General features: G+C 72.9%; 17 protein-coding genes and 1 pseudogene. 14 read left to right on the forward strand and 4 right to left on the reverse strand.

The window, feature by feature from the left end:
* Positions 1-65 precede the first annotated feature (65 nt).
* The 5 genes and pseudogenes from ACFPGP_RS04985 to ACFPGP_RS05005 all read left to right on the forward strand — a co-directional run bounded on the left by ACFPGP_RS04985 (position 66) and on the right by ACFPGP_RS05005 (position 7,514).
* Positions 66-1,745 carry a formate--tetrahydrofolate ligase gene (locus ACFPGP_RS04985; protein WP_378587674.1) on the forward strand — a complete coding sequence of 560 codons (1,680 nt, stop codon included), beginning with the start codon at positions 66-68 and terminating at the stop codon, positions 1,743-1,745.
* 100 nt (positions 1,746-1,845) lie between these two features.
* On the forward strand, positions 1,846-4,275 hold the full coding sequence (gene pcrA / locus ACFPGP_RS04990) for a DNA helicase PcrA (protein ID WP_378587676.1): 2,430 nt from the start codon (positions 1,846-1,848) through the stop codon (positions 4,273-4,275).
* Positions 4,276-4,383: 108 nt separating this feature from the next.
* Complete coding sequence (locus tag ACFPGP_RS04995; RefSeq protein WP_378587679.1) at positions 4,384-6,762, forward strand: alkaline phosphatase D family protein; 2,379 nt, start codon at positions 4,384-4,386, stop codon at positions 6,760-6,762.
* A gap of 217 nt (positions 6,763-6,979) precedes the next feature.
* A pseudogene (locus tag ACFPGP_RS05000) lies at positions 6,980-7,153 on the forward strand (class I SAM-dependent methyltransferase); the annotation flags it as partial.
* A gap of 229 nt (positions 7,154-7,382) precedes the next feature.
* Positions 7,383-7,514 carry a hypothetical protein gene (locus ACFPGP_RS05005; protein WP_378587682.1) on the forward strand — a complete coding sequence of 44 codons (132 nt, stop codon included), beginning with the start codon at positions 7,383-7,385 and terminating at the stop codon, positions 7,512-7,514.
* A gap of 17 nt (positions 7,515-7,531) precedes the next feature.
* On the opposite strand, the gene ACFPGP_RS05010 is transcribed toward ACFPGP_RS05005, so the two are convergent.
* The gene (locus ACFPGP_RS05010; RefSeq protein ID WP_378587684.1) at positions 7,532-8,431 is read right to left on the reverse strand and encodes a M23 family metallopeptidase; all 900 of its coding nucleotides are present in this window, start codon (positions 8,429-8,431) and stop codon (positions 7,532-7,534) included.
* A gap of 364 nt (positions 8,432-8,795) precedes the next feature.
* On the opposite strand from ACFPGP_RS05010, the gene ACFPGP_RS05015 reads away from it, so the two are divergent.
* From ACFPGP_RS05015 to sucD, 3 genes are all read left to right on the forward strand, one after another.
* Positions 8,796-9,212, forward strand: a complete 417-nt coding sequence (locus tag ACFPGP_RS05015; RefSeq protein WP_378587686.1) for a cobalamin B12-binding domain-containing protein — start codon at positions 8,796-8,798, stop codon at positions 9,210-9,212.
* A 148-nt stretch (positions 9,213-9,360) separates the two neighbouring features.
* The gene (sucC, locus tag ACFPGP_RS05020) at positions 9,361-10,536 is read left to right on the forward strand and encodes an ADP-forming succinate--CoA ligase subunit beta (protein ID WP_378587688.1); all 1,176 of its coding nucleotides are present in this window, start codon (positions 9,361-9,363) and stop codon (positions 10,534-10,536) included.
* Positions 10,537-10,576: 40 nt separating this feature from the next.
* Positions 10,577-11,461, forward strand: a complete 885-nt coding sequence (gene sucD / locus ACFPGP_RS05025; RefSeq protein WP_378587691.1) for a succinate--CoA ligase subunit alpha — start codon at positions 10,577-10,579, stop codon at positions 11,459-11,461.
* A gap of 426 nt (positions 11,462-11,887) precedes the next feature.
* On the opposite strand, the gene ACFPGP_RS05030 is transcribed toward sucD, so the two are convergent.
* Positions 11,888-13,732: a hypothetical protein gene (locus ACFPGP_RS05030; protein WP_378587694.1), complete on the reverse strand. Its 1,845-nt coding sequence runs from the start codon at positions 13,730-13,732 to the stop codon at positions 11,888-11,890.
* A 92-nt stretch (positions 13,733-13,824) separates the two neighbouring features.
* Here ACFPGP_RS05030 and ACFPGP_RS05035 point away from each other — a divergent pair, with 92 nt between their 5' ends.
* The 5 genes from ACFPGP_RS05035 (at position 13,825) to ACFPGP_RS05055 (ending at position 18,753) form a co-directional block, all read left to right on the forward strand.
* Positions 13,825-15,108, forward strand: coding sequence for a cell division protein PerM (locus ACFPGP_RS05035; protein WP_378587697.1), 1,284 nt, complete (start codon positions 13,825-13,827; stop codon positions 15,106-15,108).
* Positions 15,109-15,295: 187 nt separating this feature from the next.
* Positions 15,296-15,916 (forward strand): phosphoribosylglycinamide formyltransferase, encoded by a 621-nt coding sequence (gene purN / locus ACFPGP_RS05040; RefSeq protein WP_378587699.1) that lies wholly within the window; start codon positions 15,296-15,298, stop codon positions 15,914-15,916.
* Entirely contained in the window at positions 15,913-17,466 is a 1,554-nt protein-coding gene (gene purH, locus ACFPGP_RS05045) for a bifunctional phosphoribosylaminoimidazolecarboxamide formyltransferase/IMP cyclohydrolase (RefSeq protein WP_378587701.1), read from the forward strand. Before purN ends, purH begins: the two co-directional genes overlap by 4 nt.
* A 23-nt stretch (positions 17,467-17,489) precedes the next feature.
* Complete coding sequence (locus ACFPGP_RS05050; protein WP_378587703.1) at positions 17,490-18,341, forward strand: bifunctional methylenetetrahydrofolate dehydrogenase/methenyltetrahydrofolate cyclohydrolase; 852 nt, start codon at positions 17,490-17,492, stop codon at positions 18,339-18,341.
* Between the two features lie 4 nt (positions 18,342-18,345).
* On the forward strand, positions 18,346-18,753 hold the full coding sequence (locus tag ACFPGP_RS05055; RefSeq protein ID WP_378587705.1) for a DUF3017 domain-containing protein: 408 nt from the start codon (positions 18,346-18,348) through the stop codon (positions 18,751-18,753).
* Between the two features lie 55 nt (positions 18,754-18,808).
* On the opposite strand, the gene ACFPGP_RS05060 is transcribed toward ACFPGP_RS05055, so the two are convergent.
* Positions 18,809-19,792 carry a malate dehydrogenase gene (locus ACFPGP_RS05060; RefSeq protein ID WP_378587708.1) on the reverse strand — a complete coding sequence of 328 codons (984 nt, stop codon included), beginning with the start codon at positions 19,790-19,792 and terminating at the stop codon, positions 18,809-18,811.
* A 112-nt stretch (positions 19,793-19,904) separates the two neighbouring features.
* Here ACFPGP_RS05060 and ACFPGP_RS05065 point away from each other — a divergent pair, with 112 nt between their 5' ends.
* Positions 19,905-20,645, forward strand: coding sequence for a hypothetical protein (locus ACFPGP_RS05065; RefSeq protein ID WP_378587710.1), 741 nt, complete (start codon positions 19,905-19,907; stop codon positions 20,643-20,645).
* A gap of 11 nt (positions 20,646-20,656) precedes the next feature.
* Here the strand turns inward: ACFPGP_RS05065 and ACFPGP_RS05070 are convergent, their stop codons facing one another.
* A complete protein-coding gene (locus tag ACFPGP_RS05070; protein ID WP_378587713.1) occupies positions 20,657-21,559 on the reverse strand; it encodes an MIP family channel protein in 903 nt (300 codons plus the stop codon).
* Positions 21,560-21,621 lie beyond the last annotated feature (62 nt).

A 21,621-nucleotide genomic window follows, 5' to 3' on the forward strand; every position in this document is an offset into this window, starting at 1 on the left:
ACCTGCCGCACCACCCCGCACCACCCGTGCCGCCCCGAGCAGCCCGAGCAGAAGGAAGAACCCCTGTGCTGTCCGACATCGAGATCGCCAACGCAGCGACCCTGCGCCCCATCACCGACGTCGCCCGCGAGACCCTCGGCATCGAGCCCGAGCACCTCGTGCCCTACGGCCACCACAAGGCCAAGGTCGACCTCGGTTACCTCGCCACCCTCGAGGACCGTCCGCTCGGGAAGCTGGTCCTGATGACCGCCATCAGCCCGACCCCGGCGGGCGAGGGCAAGACCACTACCACCGTCGGCCTCACCGACGCCCTGCACGGACTCGGCCACAGGGCCGTCGCCTGCCTGCGCGAGCCCTCGATGGGCCCGGTCTTCGGCATGAAGGGCGGCGCCGCCGGTGGCGGCTACGCCCAGGTGGTGCCGATGTCCGACATCAACCTCGCCTTCACCGGCGACTTCAACGCGATCGCGGCCGCGAACAACCTGCTCGCGGCGCTCATCGACAACCACGTCCACCAGGGCAACGCCCTCGACATCGACGTGCGCACGGTCACCTGGAAGCGCGTCGTCGACCTCAACGACCGCGCCCTGCGCGACATCACCGTGGGCCTCGGCGGCGTGGCCAACGGGTTCCCCCGCCAGGACGGCTTCGACATCGTGGTCGCCTCCGAGCTGATGGCGATCTTCTGCCTCACCGAGTCGTGGGCCGACCTGAAGAAGCGGATCGGCGACATCGTGATCGGCTACAACCGCAGCAAGCAGCCGGTCACGGCGCGCGAGCTCGACGCCGCCGGCGCGATGACCGTGCTGCTCCGTGACGCCCTGGCGCCCAACCTCGTGCAGACCCTCGAGGGGGCGCCGGCCTTCGTGCACGGCGGCCCCTTCGCCAACATCGCCCACGGCTGCAGCTCGGTCGTCGCCACGCGCTCGGCACTGCGGCTTGCCGACATCGTGGTCACCGAGGCCGGCTTCGGGGCCGACCTCGGCGCCGAGAAGTTCGTCGACATCAAGTGCCGCAAGTCCGGGCTGCGGCCCGACGCCGCGGTCGTGGTCGCGACGGTGCGGGCGCTGAAGTACCACGGCGGCGTCGCCGTCGCCGACCTCGGCGAGGAGGACGTCGCCGCCGTCGAGCGCGGCATGGAGAACCTCCGTCGCCACCTCCGCAACATCCGCGAGGTGTTCGGCGTACCGGTGGTCGTCGCCGTGAACCGGTTCCCGGCCGACACCGAGAGCGAGATGGAGAAGGTCGTCGACCTCTGCGCCGAGGAGGGCGTCCAGGCCTTTGCGGCCACCCACTTCGCCGACGGCGGCGACGGGGCCATCTCGCTGGCCAAGGGCGTGCTGTCGGTGCTCGACGAGCCCTCCCCGCACGAGTTCGGCTTCACCTACGACGACGACCTCCCGCTCGCCGAGAAGGTCGCCACCGTGGCCCGCCGGCTCTACGACGCCGAGGGCGTCAGCTGGGACGCGAAGGCCGAGCGCCGGCTGGCGCGGATCGAGGCCGAGGGCTACGGCCACCTGCCGGTCTGCATCGCGAAGACGCAGTACTCCTTCTCCACCGATCCGGCCCTGCGCGGCGCCCCGAGCGGGCACACGCTGCACGTCCGCGAGGTGCGCCTGTCGGCCGGCGCCGGCTTCGTGGTGGTGATCTGCGGCGACGTGATGACGATGCCCGGGCTGCCCAAGGTGCCCGCGTCGAGCCGGATCGACCTGCTCGAGGACGGCACCATCGTCGGGCTCTCCTGATCCCGCGACCACCACGCCAGACCGCCCGCCCACCGTCCCGGCCCCCCGTCCGGGACGGCGGGCGGGTCTGTCGGTCCGGGCCCGTAGGGTTGAGGCCGAGATGACGACCTCCTCCCCGCTCCCCGGACTCGAGAGCCTCGCGCCCCCCGAGCCCCGCACCACCCGGCGCGGGCCCACCGCCGAGGAGCTGCTCGACGGGCTCAACGAGCCCCAGCGCGCCGCCGTGGTGCACGCGGGGGCCCCGCTCCTCGTGGTCGCGGGCGCGGGCTCGGGCAAGACCCGGGTGCTGACCCGCCGGATCGCCTGGCTGATCTCCGAGCGCAAGGCCCACCCCGGCTCGATCCTCGCGATCACCTTCACCAACAAGGCCGCCGCCGAGATGAAGGAGCGCGTCGAGGCGCTGGTCGGCGGCCGCGCCCGCATCATGTGGGTCTCGACGTTCCACTCGGCGTGCGTGCGGATCCTCCGCAAGGAGATCGACAAGCTGGGCTACAAGTCCAACTTCTCGATCTACGACGCCGCCGACTCCAAGCGGCTGATGACGCTGGTGTGCAAGGACCTCGACCTCGACCCCAAGCGCTACCAGCCCGGCGCCCTGCTGCACTGGATGTCCAACCAGAAGAACGAGCTGCGCGACAGCGAGGAGGCGGCCAAGGACGCCCGCAACTCCTTCGAGGAGACGATGGCCGCGGCGTACGCGCTCTACCAGCGGCGGCTGCGCGAGGCCAACGCCCTCGACTTCGACGACCTGATCATGCACACCGTGCACCTCTTCCAGGCCTTCCCCGAGGTGCGCGAGACCTACCGGCGCCGGTTCCGCCACGTGCTCGTCGACGAGTACCAGGACACCAACCACGCGCAGTACGCCCTCATCCACCAGCTCTGCGCCGACGACCCCGAGCTCGTCGACGTCGAGGGTCAGCCGACCGAGCGGGTCGAGCCGGCCGAGCTGATGGTCGTGGGCGACGCCGACCAGTCGATCTACGCCTTCCGCGGTGCCAACATCCGCAACATCCTCGACTTCGAGCAGGACTTCCCCGACGCGACGTCGATCCTGCTCGAGCAGAACTACCGCTCGACCCAGACCATCCTGAACGCCGCGAACGCCGTGATCGGCCACAACAAGGGCCGCAAGCCCAAGCGGCTGTGGTCGCAGGCCGGCGACGGCGCCCGGATCGTCGGCTACGTCGCGGACGACGAGCGCGACGAGGCCCGCTTCGTCTCCGAGGAGATCGACAAGCTCACCGACGACGCCGAGGTGCGTCCCGGCGACGTGGCCGTCTTCTACCGCACGAACGCCCAGTCACGGGTGTTCGAGGAGGTGTTCATCCGCCTCGGCATGCCCTACAAGGTCGTCGGCGGCGTGCGCTTCTACGAGCGCCGCGAGGTGCGCGACGCCCTGGCCTACCTGCGGATGCTGGTCAACCCCGCCGACGAGATCTCGCTGCGCCGGGTGCTCAACACCCCCAAGCGAGGCATCGGCGACCGGGCCGTGGCCTGCGTGCAGGCGCTCGCGGACCGCGAGCGGATCATCTTCTGGGAGGCGCTGCGCCGTGCCGACGAGGCGCCCGGGCTGGCGTCGCGGTCGCTGAGGGCGATCGAGGGCTTCGTCGGCCTGGTCGAGGAGCTGCAGTCGATGGTCGACGCGGGGGAGCGGGCCGACGTGATCCTCGAGTCGGTGCTGGCGCGCTCCGGCTACCTCGTCGAGCTCGAGGCCTCCGACGACCCGCAGGACGCCACCCGCCTCGAGAACCTCGCCGAGCTCGTGGCCGTGGCCCGCGAGTTCTCCGACGACCCCGTGGCCGGCCCGTCGGCCGATCCCGCCGACATCGACGCCGGCCAGGTCGCCCCGGGGCTGTCCGACTTCCTCGAGCGGGTCGCCCTGGTCGCCGACGCCGACCAGGTCCCCGACGCCCCCGACGAGGACGACGGCGGCGTGGTCACGCTGATGACGCTGCACACGGCGAAGGGGCTGGAGTTCCCGGTCGTGTTCCTCACCGGCCTCGAGGACGGCGTCTTCCCCCACTCGCGCTCGCTCGGTGACCAGCCCGAGCTGGAGGAGGAGCGCCGGCTGGCCTACGTCGGCGTCACCCGCGCCCAGCAGCGGCTCTACGTCTCCCGGGCCGTGATCCGCTCCGCGTGGGGCGCCCCGGCCCACAACCCGGCGTCCCGGTTCCTCGACGAGCTGCCCGTCGACCTCGTCGACTGGCGGCGCACCGAGGCCGCGCAGACGCGCTGGAGCCGTCCCGACCTCGCCTCCGGCAGCGCTGCCCGCCTCGGCACCCCGACCGAGGCCGGGCGCCGCAACTTCTCCTCGGCCGCCCTGCGCGCCGACGCGGCCGCGAAGTCCAAGCCCGCGCGCGAGATCCCCTCGCTCGAGCCCGGCGACCGCGTCGTCCACGACTCCTTCGGCCTCGGCACCGTCGTGGCGATCGAGGGCGTCGCGGACAAGACGGTGGCCTCGATCGACTTCGGCTCCGAGGGCGTCAAGCGCCTCCTGCTGCGCTACGCCCCGGTCGAGAAGCTCTGACCGGGCCGCCGCCCTCCGCGACGGCCGTCGAGAACCCCGCGGCGTACCCCGAACCGGTGACCATTGACCCTGCCGACACGGCTCGACAGGTACGTATGGTCGCAGGCGATGGCACGAACGCGTCTGGTGGACGATGACCGGGACGACGGCGAGATGGGCGAGCACGAGGCAACCAGCACCTGGCTGGAGAGCCTTGCCCGCGTCGACCGCAGGGCGTTCCTCTTCGGAGCGGCCGCTGCAGCCTCCGCCCTGGCCGGGGTGAACGGTGCCGGTACGGCGGTCGCAGCCCCGGAGCGTTGGAGCCGCTGGCTGGGTCCCGAGTGGTGGGCCAACCGGTTCCAGGACTGGGTCCGCCGCGGGACGCGGCTGGAGTGTGTGGCCCCCCAGGGGCAGCGGATGGGCCGGACCGTTGCCCACCTGACGTCCGAGATCACCGGGACTTACGCGGACCTCACGGTGCGGACCGGCACGCTCCGCGCGGGACCGGGCTTCTCCGGCTTCCTCGTGGGGACCGGTGTCGCCGGAGACGACTGGCGGGTCCGCATGCTCGTCGGCAGCTCCTCGGGCACGGGAGGCGGACTGCTGGCCGTCTTCGAGTCCGACGGCACGGTCCGATTCCGGGAGCACACCGATGACGCCCATCCCCGGGCCTACGCGGAGCTCGCGTCCTCCCGACGGTCGGTCGGCGCCCGTCGGGACTCCAGGGAGGACGTCCTCCTGCGCCTCCGGATCCGGCCCGACGGTGATGGCCGGGTGCGCCTGGAGCTGCGTGCGTCGGACCGGCGGACCGGGCGGCTGCTCGGCCTGGCTCGCCGTGACGGCGTGAAGCGGGCAGCCGTGACGGGTGGCGTGGGCCTCATCTCGTCAGCCGCTGCCGGTTCGCAAGCGCGGTACTGGTTCTCCGGTTGCCACCTCCGGGGGCCGGGTGTCCGGCACTTCGTGGACCGGGGCGTCGGGCCGGTTGTCGGCACCCTGTTCAGCACCTCTGCCGGCCTGCTCAAGATGACGGCCCAGCTGATGCCTGTCGACCTGACCAGGACACCGTTCGTGAGGCTGCAGGTCCTCCGGGAGGGCCTCTGGGCCACGGTCGCCACGGAGCCGGTGGGCCCGGGATGGACGGCCGCGTTCCGGCTGCCGTGGGACACCGGTCGATCGACCAGGTACCGCGTGGTGGCGGCGGGATGGCCCGCATCGCCGTACCACGGGACCATCCCGAGGGAGCCGACCGGCCGTCCGCTCGTCGTGGCCTCCGTCAACTGCACCAAGGCGACGCACTGGCGCACGGACGGTCCCGCGATCGGGCCCCCACGCCTTCCCGGGGAGTCGTTCCTCGGCCGGTACTCCCAGCGCAACGTGTACTTCCCGTTCCGCGAGGTCGTGGACGCCGTGGGCGCGCACCAGCCCGACCTCCTGGTCGCGCACGGCGACCAGTACTACCAGAACAGTCCCACGGAGGCCCTCGACTCGGACAACCCGGAGCTGGACGCCCTCGGCAAGTACCTGCTGTGGCTGTTGGCCTTCCGCAGCCTCACCCGGTCGACGCCCACCGTGGTGCTGGTCGACGATCACGACGTCTACCAGACCAACCTGTGGGGAGCCGGCGGAGTGCCTGCCACTCGCGGCGTCATCAACGGTGGCTACCAGATGTCGGCGACCTGGGTGAACACCATGCAGCGGATCCAGTGCCAGCACGATCCGGACCCGTTCGACCCCACCCCGGTGGCGCAGGGCATCACCGTGTACTTCGGCAGCTTCAGCTTCGGTGGAGTCAGCTTCGCCGTGCTCGAGGATCGCAAATTCAAGTCGGCGCCGGGTGGCCCGGGACCGGACTCCGAGCGGGACCTGCTCGGCGACCGGCAGGAGCTCTTCCTCGAGACGTGGCCGACCCAGCACCCGGGGCAACCGAAGATCGTGCTCAGCCAGACGACCTTCGCCTGCCTGCAGACCGACCTCGAGGGCGCTCCCATGGTCGACCGGGACAGCGGCGGCTGGCCCCAGGGAGGGCGGGACCGGGCGCTCACGCTGATCGCAGCCGCGGGTGGCCTCGTGCTCTCAGGTGACCAGCACACCGGGAGCCTGGCCCGGCACGAACGTCCGGACGATCCGCCCGGAGGCCCGTTCACCGGCCCCTACCAGTTCACCGTCCCCGCGGCCGGGTCGTCGTTCCAGCGCTGGTTCGAACCCGGGCCGCTACCGGGCAGCCACGGCCAGCCGAACACCGGGCGCTGGGTGGACGCCTTCGGCCATGAGCTCGACGTGCTCGCCGTCGTCCAGCCAAGGGTCAGCCGAGCGGCGTTCAGCGCCGAGTACCCGGGAAGCGACCTCGGTGACCGAAACCTGAAGCGCGAGGGGTACGGCATCGCGCGGATAGACCCGGCTGCGCGCACCGTCGTCCTCGAGTGCTGGCCGTGGAACGTGGACCCGGCGCGAGAAGGCGCCGCCCAGTACCCGGGCTTCCCCGTGGAGCTGAGTGTGGACGACCTCTGAGGCTGCCACGCTCAGCGACGACGACGTCGCCGTGGCGTACGACCGCCTCGTCCGTGACCGGACGGCGCGCGACCGTGACCTCGGCTGCGCAGACGTCGTCGAGCTCTCGGCGGGCACGGGGCCCTCACCCCCTGCTGGCCCCGCGCTGCGCCAGCTACCTCGCCACCGACGTGTCCCGGCCGATGATGGACGTGGGACGTCACCGCAGCGGGTCCGCGTGCTGGAGGCCCGAACGTGCCTCCGGGCGGCAGCAGGCGTCCGGTGGGAGGTGGCCGACGTCGAGCACCTCGACCTCCCGCATGAGTCAGCCGACGTGGTCGTCTCCTCGCTCGGGCCGTCCCAGGACACGGATCGCGGTGCTGCTGCAGCACGGCGCCTGCTGCGTCCGGACGGCCGGCTCGTGGCCGTCACCTGGGGGAACGACTACCGAGAGCTCGACCTGTTGAACGCCGCGCGGGCGAGGTCGGGCACGGCGCCGCGGGTGCCGACGACGCGGGCCGACGTCACCGAGCGGCTCGGGAGGACGGGGTGGCGCGACGTCTGCGTCGAGGACGTCCGCCTGGGCGTCGTCCACGACTCCGGTCGAGGCCTACCTCGCCTACCGGCAGGCGTTCGGACCGGTGCCGGGTCTGACCCGCGCGGAGGTGGGGGAGATGCTCGCCGCGCTCGCCGCCAGCGCTGCGGAGCACTGCGACGACCGAGGTCGCGTGGTGCTCGACTGGCACCTGCTCGTGATGACCGCGCACCGCTGACGCGCCGGCTGCCCCGGTCAGGAACGCGGCGGCAGGGTGATGCCGTGCACGAGGAAGGCCTCGCGGGGGTCGACCGCGTCACCGCCGCCGGGGTGCACCTCGACGTGGAGGTGCGAGCCGGTCACGTGGCCGGTGGCGCCGACGGTGCCGATCTGCTCGCCGGGGGCGACGGTCTCGCCGGGCGAGACCAGGAACGAGGTCTGGTGGCAGTACCAGATCTCGGTGCCGTCATCGAGCGTGATCACGGTCTTGTTGCCGTAGGACCCGTCGTACGCCGCGGAGGTGACGGTGCCACCGGCGATGGCGTAGATCGGGTCGCCGACCTCGCCGTTGAAGTCGATGCCGGTGTGGTAGCTCGCCCACAGGCCGTACTCGCCGAACTCCGCGGTGATCTGGACGACGTCGACCGGGAGCACCCACGCGTTGAGCTTGAGCTTGGCCGCCTGCTTCTCGGCCTGCTCGGCGAACTGGCTCAGGGCCTCGGTGCGCTGCTTGGCCTGGGCCTCGGCCTGGGCGACCAGGTCGGCGGCGGCGGCGTCCTGGGCGGCGTCGCGGCGGGAGTCGCGGCTGACGGTCGCGCTGCGGTCCTCGAGCAGGTTCGCGGACGCCGTGCCCGAGGCGCCGCTCATGGCGCTGGCGCGGACGAAGCCGCCGTCGGTGGCGCTCTCGGCGGGCGAGACGCTGACGGCGCCGCCGGTGGCGATCGCGAGGGCGGCCACACCGGCGACGACGGGGAGCGAGGGGAGACGCAGGCGCGGCTTGCTGGCGACCTCGCGGCGCGAAGCCTTGCGCTTGCCCGGACCCGTGGCCCGGACCGCCGTCAGCTCGGCGGCGGTCTCCGCCCGGCGCGCCGGGGTGACAGCCGTCGTCGAGGGTCGCCGGCGCGGGGCGCGGCGGGCCGCTCGGTGGTCACCCATGGGATTCGATGTGCTCCGTGGCTCGGGGGGTTCGCTCGGTGGTACTCGTTCTTGCGGGTCGAGGTCGTGCGGGTGGTGCAGGATTACGGGGGCGCTGCTCGGGGTACCTGCGGGTACGACGGGGGCAACGAGAGCCGACTGTAACGGATACGCAACGGCCGGGGAAACTCGGGGCCACCACCTCGAGGCTCGCAGATTTCTTGACGATTCGTTGACAAATTGTTCCCCGATCGGTTCCCGTCCACGCTCCGGTCCAGACCGGTCCGGGTCACCGGCTGGTCCGGACCAGTGCGGCACGGCCCTCGGCGGCCGCGGTCCGGCACCCGTGTCCGGCCGGAAGGGTGACCAGGGTTACCCTTCGCGCATGGTCACGCCCACGCCCCGCGTCCGCATCGTCGTCGGCAAGCCCGGCCTCGACGGGCACGACCGCGGCGCGAAGATCGTGGCCCGCGCCCTGCGCGACGCCGGGCACGAGGTCGTGTACACCGGGCTGCACCAGACCCCCGAGCAGATCGTGGAGACCGCGATCCAGGAGGACGCCGACCTGATCGGGCTCTCCGTCCTCTCCGGCGCCCACATGACCCTCTTCCGCACGCTGCTCGACCTGCTCGCGGAGCGCGACGCCTCCGACATCGTGGTCTTCGGCGGCGGCATCATCCCCGCCGAGGACATCCCGGTGCTCGAGGAGATGGGCGTGGCCCGGGTGTTCACCCCCGGCGCCTCGACGCACGAGATCACCGGCTGGGTGGCCGAGCGGTTCGCGGCCGAGTCGCAGCGCTGAGGCGACCGCCCGTCCCGCTCCGGCGACCGCCCGTCGCGCGTGCCCGAGGTCACGCCTCCCCGACCTCGCTGTGACCGGCGCCACCGGACTAGGGTGCCCGGGGGGTTCCTCCCCACCCCATTCCTCGACATCGAAGGATCGGCCACTCGTGGACCTGATGGAGTACCAGGCGAAGGAGCTCTTCGCGAAGCATGGCGTGCCGGTGACCCTGGGCACCGTGATCACCGAGGCGTCCGACGCCGCCGCCGCCGCCGAGCAGAACGGCGGCCGGGTCGTGGTCAAGGCCCAGGTGAAGATCGGCGGGCGCGGCAAGGCCGGTGGCGTCAAGCTCGCCCAGGACCCGCAGGACGCCGTGGCGAAGGCCGAGGAGATCCTCGGCATGGACATCAAGGGCCACACCGTGCGCCGCGTCCTGATCGCGCCGGCCGCCGACATCGCCGAGGAGTACTACTTCTCCTTCCTCCTCGACCGCGCGAACCGCAACTACCTCTGCATCGCCTCGATCGAGGGCGGCGTGGAGATCGAGGTGACCGCCAAGGAGAACCCCGACGCCGTCGCCAAGGTCGCCATCGACCCGCAGGTCGGGGTGGACGAGGCCAAGGCCCGCGAGATCGTCGAGGCCACCCGCTTCCCGGCCGAGGTCGCCGAGCAGGCCGTCGGGGTCGTGCAGCAGCTCTGGCAGGTCTTCGTGGAGGAGGACGCCACGCTGGTCGAGGTGAACCCGCTGGTCCGTCTCGGTGACGGCACCCTCGAGGCGCTCGACGGCAAGGTCTCGCTCGACGCCAACGCCGAGTTCCGCCACGAGGACCACGCGTCGTTCGAGCTCGTCGAGGACGAGGACCCCCTCGAGCTCGCGGCCAAGGAGAAGGACCTCAACTACGTCAAGCTCGACGGCTCGGTCGGCATCATCGGCAACGGCGCGGGCCTGGTCATGTCGACCCTCGACGTCGTGGCGTACGCCGGGGAGAAGCACGGTGGCGTGAAGCCCGCCAACTTCCTCGACATCGGCGGCGGCGCCTCGGCCGACGTGATGGCCGACGGCCTCCACATCATCATCAGCGACGAGCAGGTCAAGGCGGTCTTCGTGAACGTCTTCGGCGGCATCACCGCCTGCGACGCGGTGGCCAACGGCATCGTCGGCGCCCTGCGGAAGCTCGGTGACGAGGAGACCAAGCCCCTCGTCGTGCGGCTCGACGGCAACAACGTCGAGGAGGGTCGCCGGATCCTCCTCGAGGCCGACCACCCGATGGTGACCCTCGTGGACACCATGGACGGCGCCGCCGACAAGGCCGCCGAGCTCGCCCACGACCTGCAGAACGCCTGACGGCCCGACGGGCACCGAAAGCCGAGGAGAGAGAACACCCATGGCCATCTGGCTCACCGAGAACAGCAAGGTCATCGTCCAGGGCATGACCGGCTCCGAGGGCATGAAGCACACCACCCGGATGCTGGCGTCCGGCACCCAGGTCGTCGGCGGGGTGAACCCGCGCAAGGCGGGTGAGACCGTCACCATCGAGGAGACCGACGTCCCGGTCTTCGGGACCGTCGCCGAGGCGATGGACAAGACCGGCGCCGACGTCTCCGTGCTGTTCGTGCCCCCCGCCTTCACCAAGGCGGCCGCGCTCGAGGCGATCGACGCCGGGATCGGGCTCGCCGTCGTGATCACCGAGGGCGTGCCCGTGCACGACACCGCCGAGTTCCGCGCCCACGCGGAGGCCTCCGGCACGACGCGGATCATCGGTCCCAACTGCCCGGGCCTGATCAGCCCCGGTCGGTCCAACGCGGGCATCATCCCGGCCACGATCACCCACGCCGGCCCGGTCGGCCTGGTCTCGAAGTCGGGCACGCTGACCTACCAGATGATGTACGAGCTGCGCGACTACGGCTTCTCGTCGTGCATCGGCATCGGCGGTGACCCGGTCATCGGCACCACCCACATCGACGCCCTCGCGGCGTTCGAGGCGGACCCCGAGACCGAGGCGATCGTGATGATCGGCGAGATCGGCGGCGACGCCGAGGAGCGTGCCGCGGCGTACATCGCCGAGCACGTGACCAAGCCCGTCGTCGGCTACGTCGCCGGCTTCACGGCCCCCGAGGGCAAGACCATGGGCCACGCCGGCGCCATCGTCTCCGGCTCGTCGGGCACCGCCCAGGCCAAGAAGGAGGCCCTCGAGGCCGTCGGCGTCAAGGTCGGCAAGACGCCGTCCGAGACCGCCGCGCTGATGCGGGAGATCATCGAGTCGCGCTGACGCGCCGCCGGGCTCGACCGACCAGCCGCTCCCGGCCCCGGAAAGGGCCGAGGGCGGCTGGTCCGCATTTCCGCTGCCTGCGAATCCGCCGCCCTCGGCTGGCCGCTGCCTCGGGCACGGCGACGGGGTCGGGGTCGCGCAGGGCCCATGGCAGCGAGCCGGGGTGAGCCGGCGACCGGTGGGCCTGCCGCCGGGAGCGGACCACGTTCGGGAACTGGTAGGACCTCCGGCACGTGGGGCCGCCGGCTGCTGCCGTCGGCACCCTGCCTGCCACGTATGGCGTCGTCCTGCGTCCCTGTCGGGCCCACCTCCGAACCCATCGGTCGTCGGCTGTGTCCCACGCTAGGCGGGGTGGTCGAGGTGGAGCAGGGTCCAAGGTCCTCAGCCTGACGGGACCGAGGGACCGGGACCGGGACCAGCCGTGGATCAGGCGGGCGGCGGCATGGCGCCGAGGCGCTCGCCCGCGCGGCGCACGAGCGCCACGAAGGCGTCGTTGCCCATGGTGGCGCCGGGTGCCGGGATGAAGCACACCTGGGCGACCGAGGTGCCGCGGCGGACGGTGCCCATCAGGTAGACGACGCTCTGGTCGTCGCTCAGCTCCGTCGTCATCCGCCAGACGTCCATCTCGGCCTCGCCCGAGCGCGCACGGCCGAGCCGGGTCACCTCGGTGCCGAGGTCGCGCTCGGCGCACTTGTCCACGCGGTCGCGGACCCCCGCGACGAACGCCCGCGCCCGCGACGCCTCCAGCGTGCCGACGGTCTCGGTGACGCCGAACGAGTCGGGCAGGCCGTCGGCCTCGGGGACGAGGTAGGTCCGGGTGAGCGCGTGCGAGACGGCGTCCCCGGTGAAGTCGGTGCGGTCGCACTGGGTGGCGGCGGTGTTGGTCATCGCCTGCCGTGGCTCGGTGCCGATCCACGGCTCGTCGACGCCGGTCACCGGCGGCAGGTCCACCTCGGCGAGCATGCCGGGGGCGACGCCGACCGGCACGGGGGCGCGGGTGTGCATCTCGACGTCGGTGGCGCAGGCCCCGCCGCCGTCCTCGCCGCAGAGCGTGTTGACCGCCGCGGCCAGGAGCCCGCCGGGAGCGGTCGCCGGCACCGGGTCGGTGCTGGGTGAGGTCATCACGGTGGTGGTGGTCATCCGGCCGCTCCGGGTCACGCCGGCGACGACCGTGCGGGTGTCGCCGAGCCAGGTCCGCAGCACCATCACCGTCGCGGCGTCGCCGACGTTGTCGACGTCGTACGTCGCGACCAGGTGGGCCCGCCCGTCCGCACAGCCGGCGAACCACTCGAGCGACGCGTCGTAGGCCCGCTGGGCGCCGGTGGTGGTCCGCGAGAGCTCGGTCGACTGGACGGCGTGCATGGTCGTGCCGCCCGCCTGCGATTCGAAGGTGCGGACCAGCGCGGCGGCGCCGTGCGGGTCGGCGAAGCGCTCCTGCTGGCAGGGCATCACGAGCCCGTCGCCCTCGGTGTTGCCGTCGGTGCTGACCACCTGCCAGCCGCGCCCGGGCAGGTGCGCGTCGACCTGGTCGGCGTCGAGCATCGCCGACTCGGGCAGCGGCTCCACCTCGACCTGGGCGGCTGGCGCGGAGTCGTCGGCCGACCGGTCCACGCGGTCGATGTCGGGCTGGGCGCCACCCGCGTCGGTGGCGACCGCGCCGCTGGCGATCACCGCGACCACCGCGGCGGCGACGCCGATCAGCGTGTGGGAGCGCCGGCGCCGGTCGCCGGCGCGCCGGACGATGGACCCGCGGGGCCACGAGGTGTCCTCGGTCTGGGTGCGGAGGTCCTCGAGCAGGCCGCGGATCGCGGTCGAGGGAACGTCGCGCTCGACGGAGAACGCCGCCGTGCCCGCCTGCAGCTGCCGCTCGGTCTCGGCCAGGGGCAGCCCGACCTCGCGGGCCATGTCGGGCAGCGACGTGGCGCTGAGCTCGTTGAGCAGCAGCACCCGCCGCTGGCTCACCGGGAGCTTGGCGAGCGCCTCGAGCGTGGCCCGGCGCTCGGGGTCGAGCGACTTGTCACGGTGCCAGATCCGGGTGGTGTGCAGCCGCTGGGCGTGCGACCAGGCGTGCGGGCGCACCCACGCCTCCGGGTCCTCGAGCCGCGAGACCTTGCGCCAGTGGTGCCAGGCGTGGCTGAAGGCGTCCTTGACCGCGCTCCGGGACGCCGGGAGGTCACCGGTGAGCGCGTAGGTCTGGAGGAGGAGCCGACCGCGGGCGTGCTTGTAGAACGCTTCGAAGTCGAGATCCGTGCGGGGGGAGGTCCTGCTCATCGCGTCGTCCACGGTACGGGAGCGGCGGCCTCCACGCACACCGGCGTGGGGTGCCCGGATCTGCCGCGCGGGCGGGCGATGATGACCGGGACATGACCTCGCTGCTCTCCCCGCTCGGCCTCACCCAGGACCCTGCTCGCCGGTCGGCGCCCTCGCGCGACCCCGGGAGTGATCCTCGTCACCGGCGGCCGCTGGTCGCGGTCGCCACCGGTGGTGGGGTGGTCGCTGCGGGCGCCCCGCTGCTGGTCTGCCTCGCGCTCGGCGTGGTCGGGTGGTTCCTCAGCGACGCCGGCAGCCACGGCGAGCCCCGCGAGGGCCTCCGCGTGGGCGCGCTCGGCTGGCTGACCGCCCACGGGTCCGGCGTGCACGTCGACGGGGTCTCGATCACCGTGGTGCCCCTGCTGCTCACCGCCGCCTGCGCCTGGTCGGCCTGGCGGGTCGGCCTCCGCGTCGGGGAGTCGATCTCCGGTCACGGGCCCGATGCCGCTGCGATCAGCGACGGCGAGCGCGACTGGACCGTCCCCGTCGCCGTGCTCGGCTTCCTCTCCGGCTACCTCGTGGTGGTGGCGCTGACCGCCGCCCTGGCCTCGACCGCGGCGACCTCGCCGTCGCTGGCGTGGGCCCTCCTCGGGGCTGCGCTGCTGGTGCTGTGCTTCGGTGCACCGGCGATCGCGACGGGTTCGGGGCGCGCGGCGATCTGGGCCGCGTGGGTGCCGCCCTCCGCCCGGGTGGCCGCCCGCACCTGCCTCTCCGTCGTCACGACCTTCCTGCTCGCCTCGGTCGTGGCCCTGGTGCTCGCGCTGCTGCTCGACTGGGGTACGGCCGCGAACGTGCTGACCCAGCTGGGGCTCGGCGGCGGTGAGTCCGTGCTGTTCCTCGCCGCGTCGGGGCTGGTGCTGCCCAACGCGGTGCTGTTCTCCGGGTCCTACCTGCTCGGCCCCGGCTTCGCCCTCGGCACCGGCACGGTGGTCTCGCCCACCGTGGTGGTGCTCGGGGCGATGCCGATGTTCCCCCTGCTGGCGGCGCTGCCCGACGACGGGCAGACGCCGGCATGGACGCCCTGGCTGCTCACCGTCCCCGTGCTGGTCGCGGCCGTCGCGGCGGCGCGCGTGCAGCGCAGGTTCCCGACCGTCCGCTGGGAGGAGGGCGCGCTGCGCGGCTGTGTGGGCGGGGTCGCCGCGGGCGTCCTCCTCGCGGTGCTGTCGCGGCTGGCCGGGGGCTCGGTCGGGCCGGGCCGGATGCACGACGTCCACCCCTTCGTCGGCGACGTGCTCGTGCACGCGATCACCTCCTTCGGGATCGGCGGCCTGCTGGGCGGCCTCGCGATGGTGTGGTGGCAGCGCCGGTCGCTGCGTGACGCCCGGGCCGACGCGTGACCCGAAGCCCCCAGGACGCGACGCCCGCTCCGGCGCCCGGTGCGCGGAGCCGCGCATCCGATCTGGCGGCGTTGTCGGCAACTCGTCGGGACTCCGTCCCGCCTTCGCGCCTCCGCCTTGCCAGATGCGGCGCGAGGACTCCGCTCCCGACGCCGCCGCAACGGGCGTCACGTCCTAGACTCCGCCCGTGCCCACCGCCCCGACCGCCCGCCTGGTGGTGCTCGTCTCGGGCTCCGGCACCAACCTCCAGGCGCTGCTCGACGCCTGCGCCGACCCGTCGTACGGCGCGTCCGTGGTCGCCGTGGGTGCGGACCGCGACGGGATCGAGGGCTTGGCGCGCGCGGAGCGTGCCGGCGTCCCGACGTTCGTGCACCGGCTCGCCGACCACCCCGACCGCGCCGCGTGGGACGCCGCGCTGACCGCCAGCGTCGCGTCCCACGAGCCCGACCTGGTGGTGTGCGCCGGCTTCATGAAGCTCGTCGGCCGCGACTTCCTCGACCGCTTCGGCGGGCGGGTGCTCAACACCCACCCCGCGCTGTCGCCGTCGTTCCCCGGCATGCACGGCCCCGCCGACGCCCTGGCGTACGGCGTGAAGGTCACGGGGTGCACGCTGTTCGTGGTGGACGACGGCGTCGACACCGGCCCGATCGTGGCGCAGGCCGCGGTGGAGGTGCACGACGACGACACCGTCGACTCGCTGCACGAGCGGATCAAGACCGCCGAGCGGGCGATGCTCGTCGAGAACGTGGGCCGGATGGCCCGAGAAGGTTTCACGATCACTGACAGGAAGGTGCGGTTCGGCCGATGAACGACCGGATCCCGCTCGCGCGGGCGCTCGTCTCCGTCTACGACAAGACCGGGCTGGAGGACCTCGTCCGCGGCCTGAACGAGGCGGGGGTCGCGCTGGTCTCGACCGGCGGCTCGGCGCGCCTGATCGAGTCGCTCGGCGTGCCCGTGACCAAGGTGGAGGACCTCACCGGCTTCCCGGAGTGCCTCGACGGGCGCGTGAAGACCCTGCACCCCCGCGTGCACGCGGGCATCCTCGCCGACCGCCGCCTCGAGACCCACGTGCAGCAGCTCGCCGACCTCGGCGTCGAGCCCTTCGACCTCGTGGTCTCCAACCTCTACCCCTTCACCCAGACCGTCGCGTCGGGCGCGTCGCCCGACGAGTGCGTCGAGCAGATCGACATCGGCGGGCCGTCGATGGTGCGCGCGGCCGCGAAGAACCACCCGTCGGTCGCGATCGTCACCTCCCCGGAGCGCTACGACGACGTGCTGCGGGCCACGCGCGAGGGCGGCTTCACCCTGGCCGAGCGGCAGGCGCTCGCCGCCGAGGCGTTCGCCCACACCGCGGCGTACGACGTGGCGGTGGCGCAGTGGATGGCCACGACGCTGGTGCCGGCCGAGGACGGCTGGCCGGCCACGACCGGGGCGACCTACGAGCGCCTGGCGACGCTGCGCTACGGCGAGAACCCCCACCAGGCGGCGGTGCTCTACGGCGACGGCACGGGGTCCGGGCTCGCGCACGCCGAGCAGCTGCACGGCAAGGAGATGTCGTACAACAACTACGTCGACACCGACGCCGCGCGCCGCGCCGCCCTCGACTTCGACGAGCCGGCGGTCGCGATCATCAAGCACGCCAACCCGTGCGGCATCGCGGTCGGCGCCGACGTGGCCGAGGCACACCGCAGGGCGCACGCGTGCGACCCGGTGTCGGCGTTCGGTGGCGTGATCGCCACCAACCGGCCGGTCTCGGTCGCGATGGCCGAGCAGGTGGCCGAGGTCTTCACCGAGGTCGTCGTGGCGCCGGGCTACGACGACGGCGCGGTCGAGGTGCTCGCCGCCAAGAAGAACATCCGGATCCTGGTCTGCCCGCTCGACGAGGAGCCCTCGCGCACCGAGCAGCGCCAGGTCAGCGGCGGCCTGCTCGTGCAGCAGGTCGACCACGTCGACGCGCCGGGCGACGACGCGGCCACCTGGACGCTGGCCGCCGGAGATGCGGCCGACGAGGCGACCCTGCGCGACCTCGCGTTCGCGTGGCGCGCCTGCCGCGCCGTGAAGTCCAACGCGATCCTGCTGGCCCGCGACGGCGCCTCGGTCGGTGTCGGCATGGGCCAGGTCAACCGCGTGGACTCCTGCCGCCTGGCCGTCGAGCGCGCGGGGGAGCGGGCCGCGGGGTCGGTGGCGGCCTCCGACGCGTTCTTCCCCTTCGAGGACGGCCCGCAGATCCTGATCGACGCCGGGGTCCGCGCCATCGTTCAGCCCGGTGGCTCGGTGCGCGACGAGCTCACGGTCGAGGCCGCGAAGGCGGCCGGGGTCACGATGTACTTCACGGGCACGCGCCACTTCTTCCACTGACCCGTCGCTGAGAGGATGTCCGCATGACCGCACAGAGGCTCGACGGCACCGCGACCGCGGCGGCGATCAAGGACGAGCTCAAGTCCCGCGTCGCCGCGCTCCACGAGGCCGGCGTCCGTCCCGGCCTCGGCACGATCCTCGTCGGCGACGACCCTGGCTCGCGCTGGTACGTCAACGGCAAGCACAAGGACTGTGCCGAGGTCGGCATCGAGTCGATCCGCATCGACCTCCCCGCCGACTCCTCCCAGGAGGAGATCGAGGACGCCGTCCGGGCGCTCAACGACGACCCGGCCTGCACCGGCTACATCGTGCAGCTGCCGCTGCCCAAGGGCCGCGACGAGAACGCCGTGCTCGGGCTGATCGACCCGGCCAAGGACGCCGACGGCCTCCACCCCACCAACCTCGGCTGGCTGGTGCTGGGCAAGGCGGCGCCGCTGCCGTGCACGCCGAACGGGATCGTGGAGATCCTGCGCCGCCACGACGTGGAGATCGCCGGCGCCGACGTCGCCGTGGTCGGCCGTGGCGTGACCGTCGGCCGCCCGCTGGGGCTGCTGCTCACGCGGCGCAGCGAGAACGCCACCGTGACCCTCTGCCACACCGGCACCCGCGACCTCGCCGACCACGTGCGCCGCGCCGACATCGTGGTCGCGGCCGCCGGCGTGCCCGGCATCATCACCGGGGCCATGGTCAAGCCCGGCGCGGCCGTGCTCGACGTGGGTGTCTCGCGGGTCGACGGCAAGCTGGCCGGCGACGTCGCGGACGACGTCTGGGACGTCGCGGCCTGGGTGTCGCCCAACCCCGGTGGCGTGGGACCGATGACCCGGGCGATGCTGCTGTCCAACATCGTGGGGATCGCCGAGCAGCGGCTCGGCTGACGCCGTGAGCCACCTGCGTGCGGTCCCGGATCCCCCCGACGAGGGGGAGGGCGTGCCGATCGCGGACCCGGCCACGGCCGAGGAGGCCCCCACGCCCGTGCCGGGACCCCCGGCCGCCGACTCGTGGGAGCCGCGGCGCTACCCCTCCACCATCGGCGGCGCGTTCTACCTGCTGGTGCTCGGCATCGTCTTCGTCGGCATCGGCATCTCCGCCCTCGGTGACTGGCGCGAGGGCGTCCGCTGGATCGGCATGGCCCTGCTGCTCGCCGCCGGCGTCCGCCTGGTCCTGCGCCGCCAGGACGCCGGCATGCTCGCCGTCCGCCACCGCCTCGTGGACGTCGGGATGCTCGCCGTCACCGGCGCCGCCCTGATCCTCCTCGCCGGCTCGATCCCCGAGCCCCCGGTCCTCTGACCCCGAAATGACGCTGACCCGCCGTTAACCAACGGCGGGTCAGCGTGGGGGTGCGTCAGATGAGGCCGAGCTCCTGCACGGCGGCGCGCTCCTCGGCCAGCTCGGCGGTGGAGGCGTCGATCCGGGAGCGGGAGAAGTCGTCGATCTCGAGGCCCTGGACGATCGACCAGTCACCGCCAGAGGTGGTGACCGGGAACGACGAGATCAGGCCCTCGGGCACGCCGTACGAGCCGTCGGAGACGACGGCCATCGAGACCCAGTCGCCCTCGGCGGAGCCGAGCAGCCAGTCGCGGGCCGCGTCGATCGTGGCGGAGGCGGCCGAGGCGGCGGACGAGGACCCGCGGGCCTCGATGATCGCGGCGCCGCGCTTGGCGACGGTCGGGATGAAGTCGTTCTCGATCCAGGCCTGGTCGCCCACGACCTCGGCGGCGTTGCGGCCGCCGACCTCGGCGTGGAACAGGTCGGGGTACTGGGTCGCGGAGTGGTTGCCCCAGATCGTCATGTGGGTGATGTCGGTGACCGGCGCGCCCGTCTTCGCGGCCAGCTGCGAGATCGCCCGGTTGTGGTCGAGGCGGGTCAGCGCCGAGAACCGCTCCTGCGGGATGTCGGGGGCGTTGGTCATCGCGATCAGCGCGTTGGTGTTGGCCGGGTTGCCGGTCACGCCGATGCGGACGTCGTCCGCGGCGACCTTGTTGAGCGCCTTGCCCTGCGCGGTGAAGATCGCGCCGTTGGCCTCGAGGAGGTCGCTGCGCTCCATGCCCGGGCCGCGCGGGCGGGCGCCGACGAGGAGGGCGAGGTTCACGCCCTCGAAGACCGCCTCGGGGTCGTCGCCGATCTCGACGCCGGCCAGCGTCGGGAAGGCGCAGTCGTCGAGCTCCATCACGACGCCCTCGAGCGACTTCAGGGCCGGGGTGATCTCCAGCAGCCGCAGCTCGATCGGTCGGTCGCCGAGCAGCGCGCCGCTCGCGAGGCGGAAGAGCAGGCTGTAGCCGATCTGGCCGGCGGCGCCGGTGACGGCGACCTTGAGGGGAGAGGTCACGACAACTCCTGTGCTGATGTGCTGGTGGTCCGGGTGCCCGCGACGTTAGCAGCGGGCGCAGGCGGTCGGACGCGCGGCCTCCGGCCCCGGACCGGGTGGCAGGATGGCGCGCATGCAGGGAGTGCGCGGCGTCCTGGTCGTGCTGCTGGCCGTCCCGGCACTGGCGGGCTGCCGCGCCGCCGAGCCAGCCAAGAGCCCGCCGTCGGGTGTCGACGAGCTGGTGATCCCCACGCCGTCGCCGGACCCTGCCGACTTCGTCGACCGCATCGACAACCCGTGGCTGCCGCTGACCCCGGGCTCGGAATGGGTCTACGAGACCACCGGGGGCGACCCCCAGCGGATCACCGTCACCGTGACCGACCAGACCCGCGAGGTCGCCGGCGTCACCGCGACGGTCGTGCACGACGTCGTCCGCGCGCCCGACGGCACCCTGCTGGAGGACACCTACGACTGGTTCGCCCAGGACGTCGACGGCAACGTCTGGTACCTCGGCGAGGACACCACCGAGTACGACGAGCAGGGCCGCCCCGACACCGAGGGCTCCTGGGAGGCCGGGGTCGACGGGGCCGAGGCCGGGCTGGCCATGGCCGCGCGGCCCCGCGTCGGCGACTCCTACGAGCAGGAGCAGCTCGCCGGTGTGGCCGAGGACCGCGCCGAGGTGCTGTCGCTCGACGAGCAGCGCAGCGTGCCGGCCGGGGAGTACGACGACCTGCTGCAGACCGAGGAGACCACGCCGCTCGAGCCCGACGTGGTCGAGCACAAGTACTACGCGCGCGGCGTCGGCACCGTGCTCGAGGAGACCGTCGCCGGCGGTGCGGAGCGGGTGGAGCTGGTCTCCTTCACCGCCGGCTGAGCCTCGTCCGCTCAGGCAGGTGGGGCGGGCGGCGGCTGCTCGCCCTCGTTCCAGCGCTCCTGGTACTCGTCGCTCGGGGTGGTCGGCGGAGCGGCAGGGCCACCGGCCTCCGCGGTCGCCTCGGGGTTCCACTGCTCCTGGTACTCGTCGCGCGGCGCCTCGGGCACGACCGGCGCGGCGGCGCCCGCCCGGGCACCGCCGCCCGAGCCGGCCACCGGCTCCGAGCCCCAGCCGAACATCAGGCCGTAGGTGTAGCCGGCGATCGCGGCGCCCGCCAGCGGGGCCAGGATGAAGAGCCAGAGCTGGATGATCGCGTCTCCGCCCGCGAAGAGCGCGGGGCCGATCGAGCGGGCCGGGTTGACCGAGGTGCCGGTGGCGTTGATCGAGGCGAAGTGGATCATCGTCAGCGAGAGGCCGATCGCCAGCGGCGCGAGGCTGGGGTGCTCGTTGCGGACGTCGGTCACCGCGAGGATCACCCAGAGGAAGACCGCGGTCATCAGCATCTCGAGCAGGAAGGCCGCCCACCAGGCGTAGTCGGTCGCGCCCTGGTCGCCGTAGAAGTTCTGGGCCATGTTGCCCTCGGCGCTGTAGCCCGGGAAGCCCTGCATCAGCGTGAAGAGCGCCAGCGCCGCGAGGATCGCGCCGCCGACCTGCGCGGCCATGTAGGTCGGGACCTGCCGCCACGCGATCCGTCCGCCCATGGCGGCGCCCAGCGTGACCGCCGGGTTGAAGTGGCCGCCGGAGATGCGGCCGACGGCGTAGGCCATCACCAGCACGGTGAGGCCGAAGGCGAGGCCGATGGCGACGTAGTCGCCGCCGCTGATCAGGGCGGTGCCGCAGCCGAAGAAGACGAGCACGAACGTGCCGAGGACCTCGGCACTGATCGTCTGCGCGTTGGTGGGTGTGTCGGACATGGGGGCCTCCCTCGTCGGCCCCACCCTGGGAGCCTGTGCTGGCGATGTTAGTGGTGCGGGAC

Source organism: Nocardioides taihuensis (assembly GCF_042657275.1).
GTDB lineage: Bacteria > Actinomycetota > Actinomycetes > Propionibacteriales > Nocardioidaceae > Nocardioides > Nocardioides taihuensis.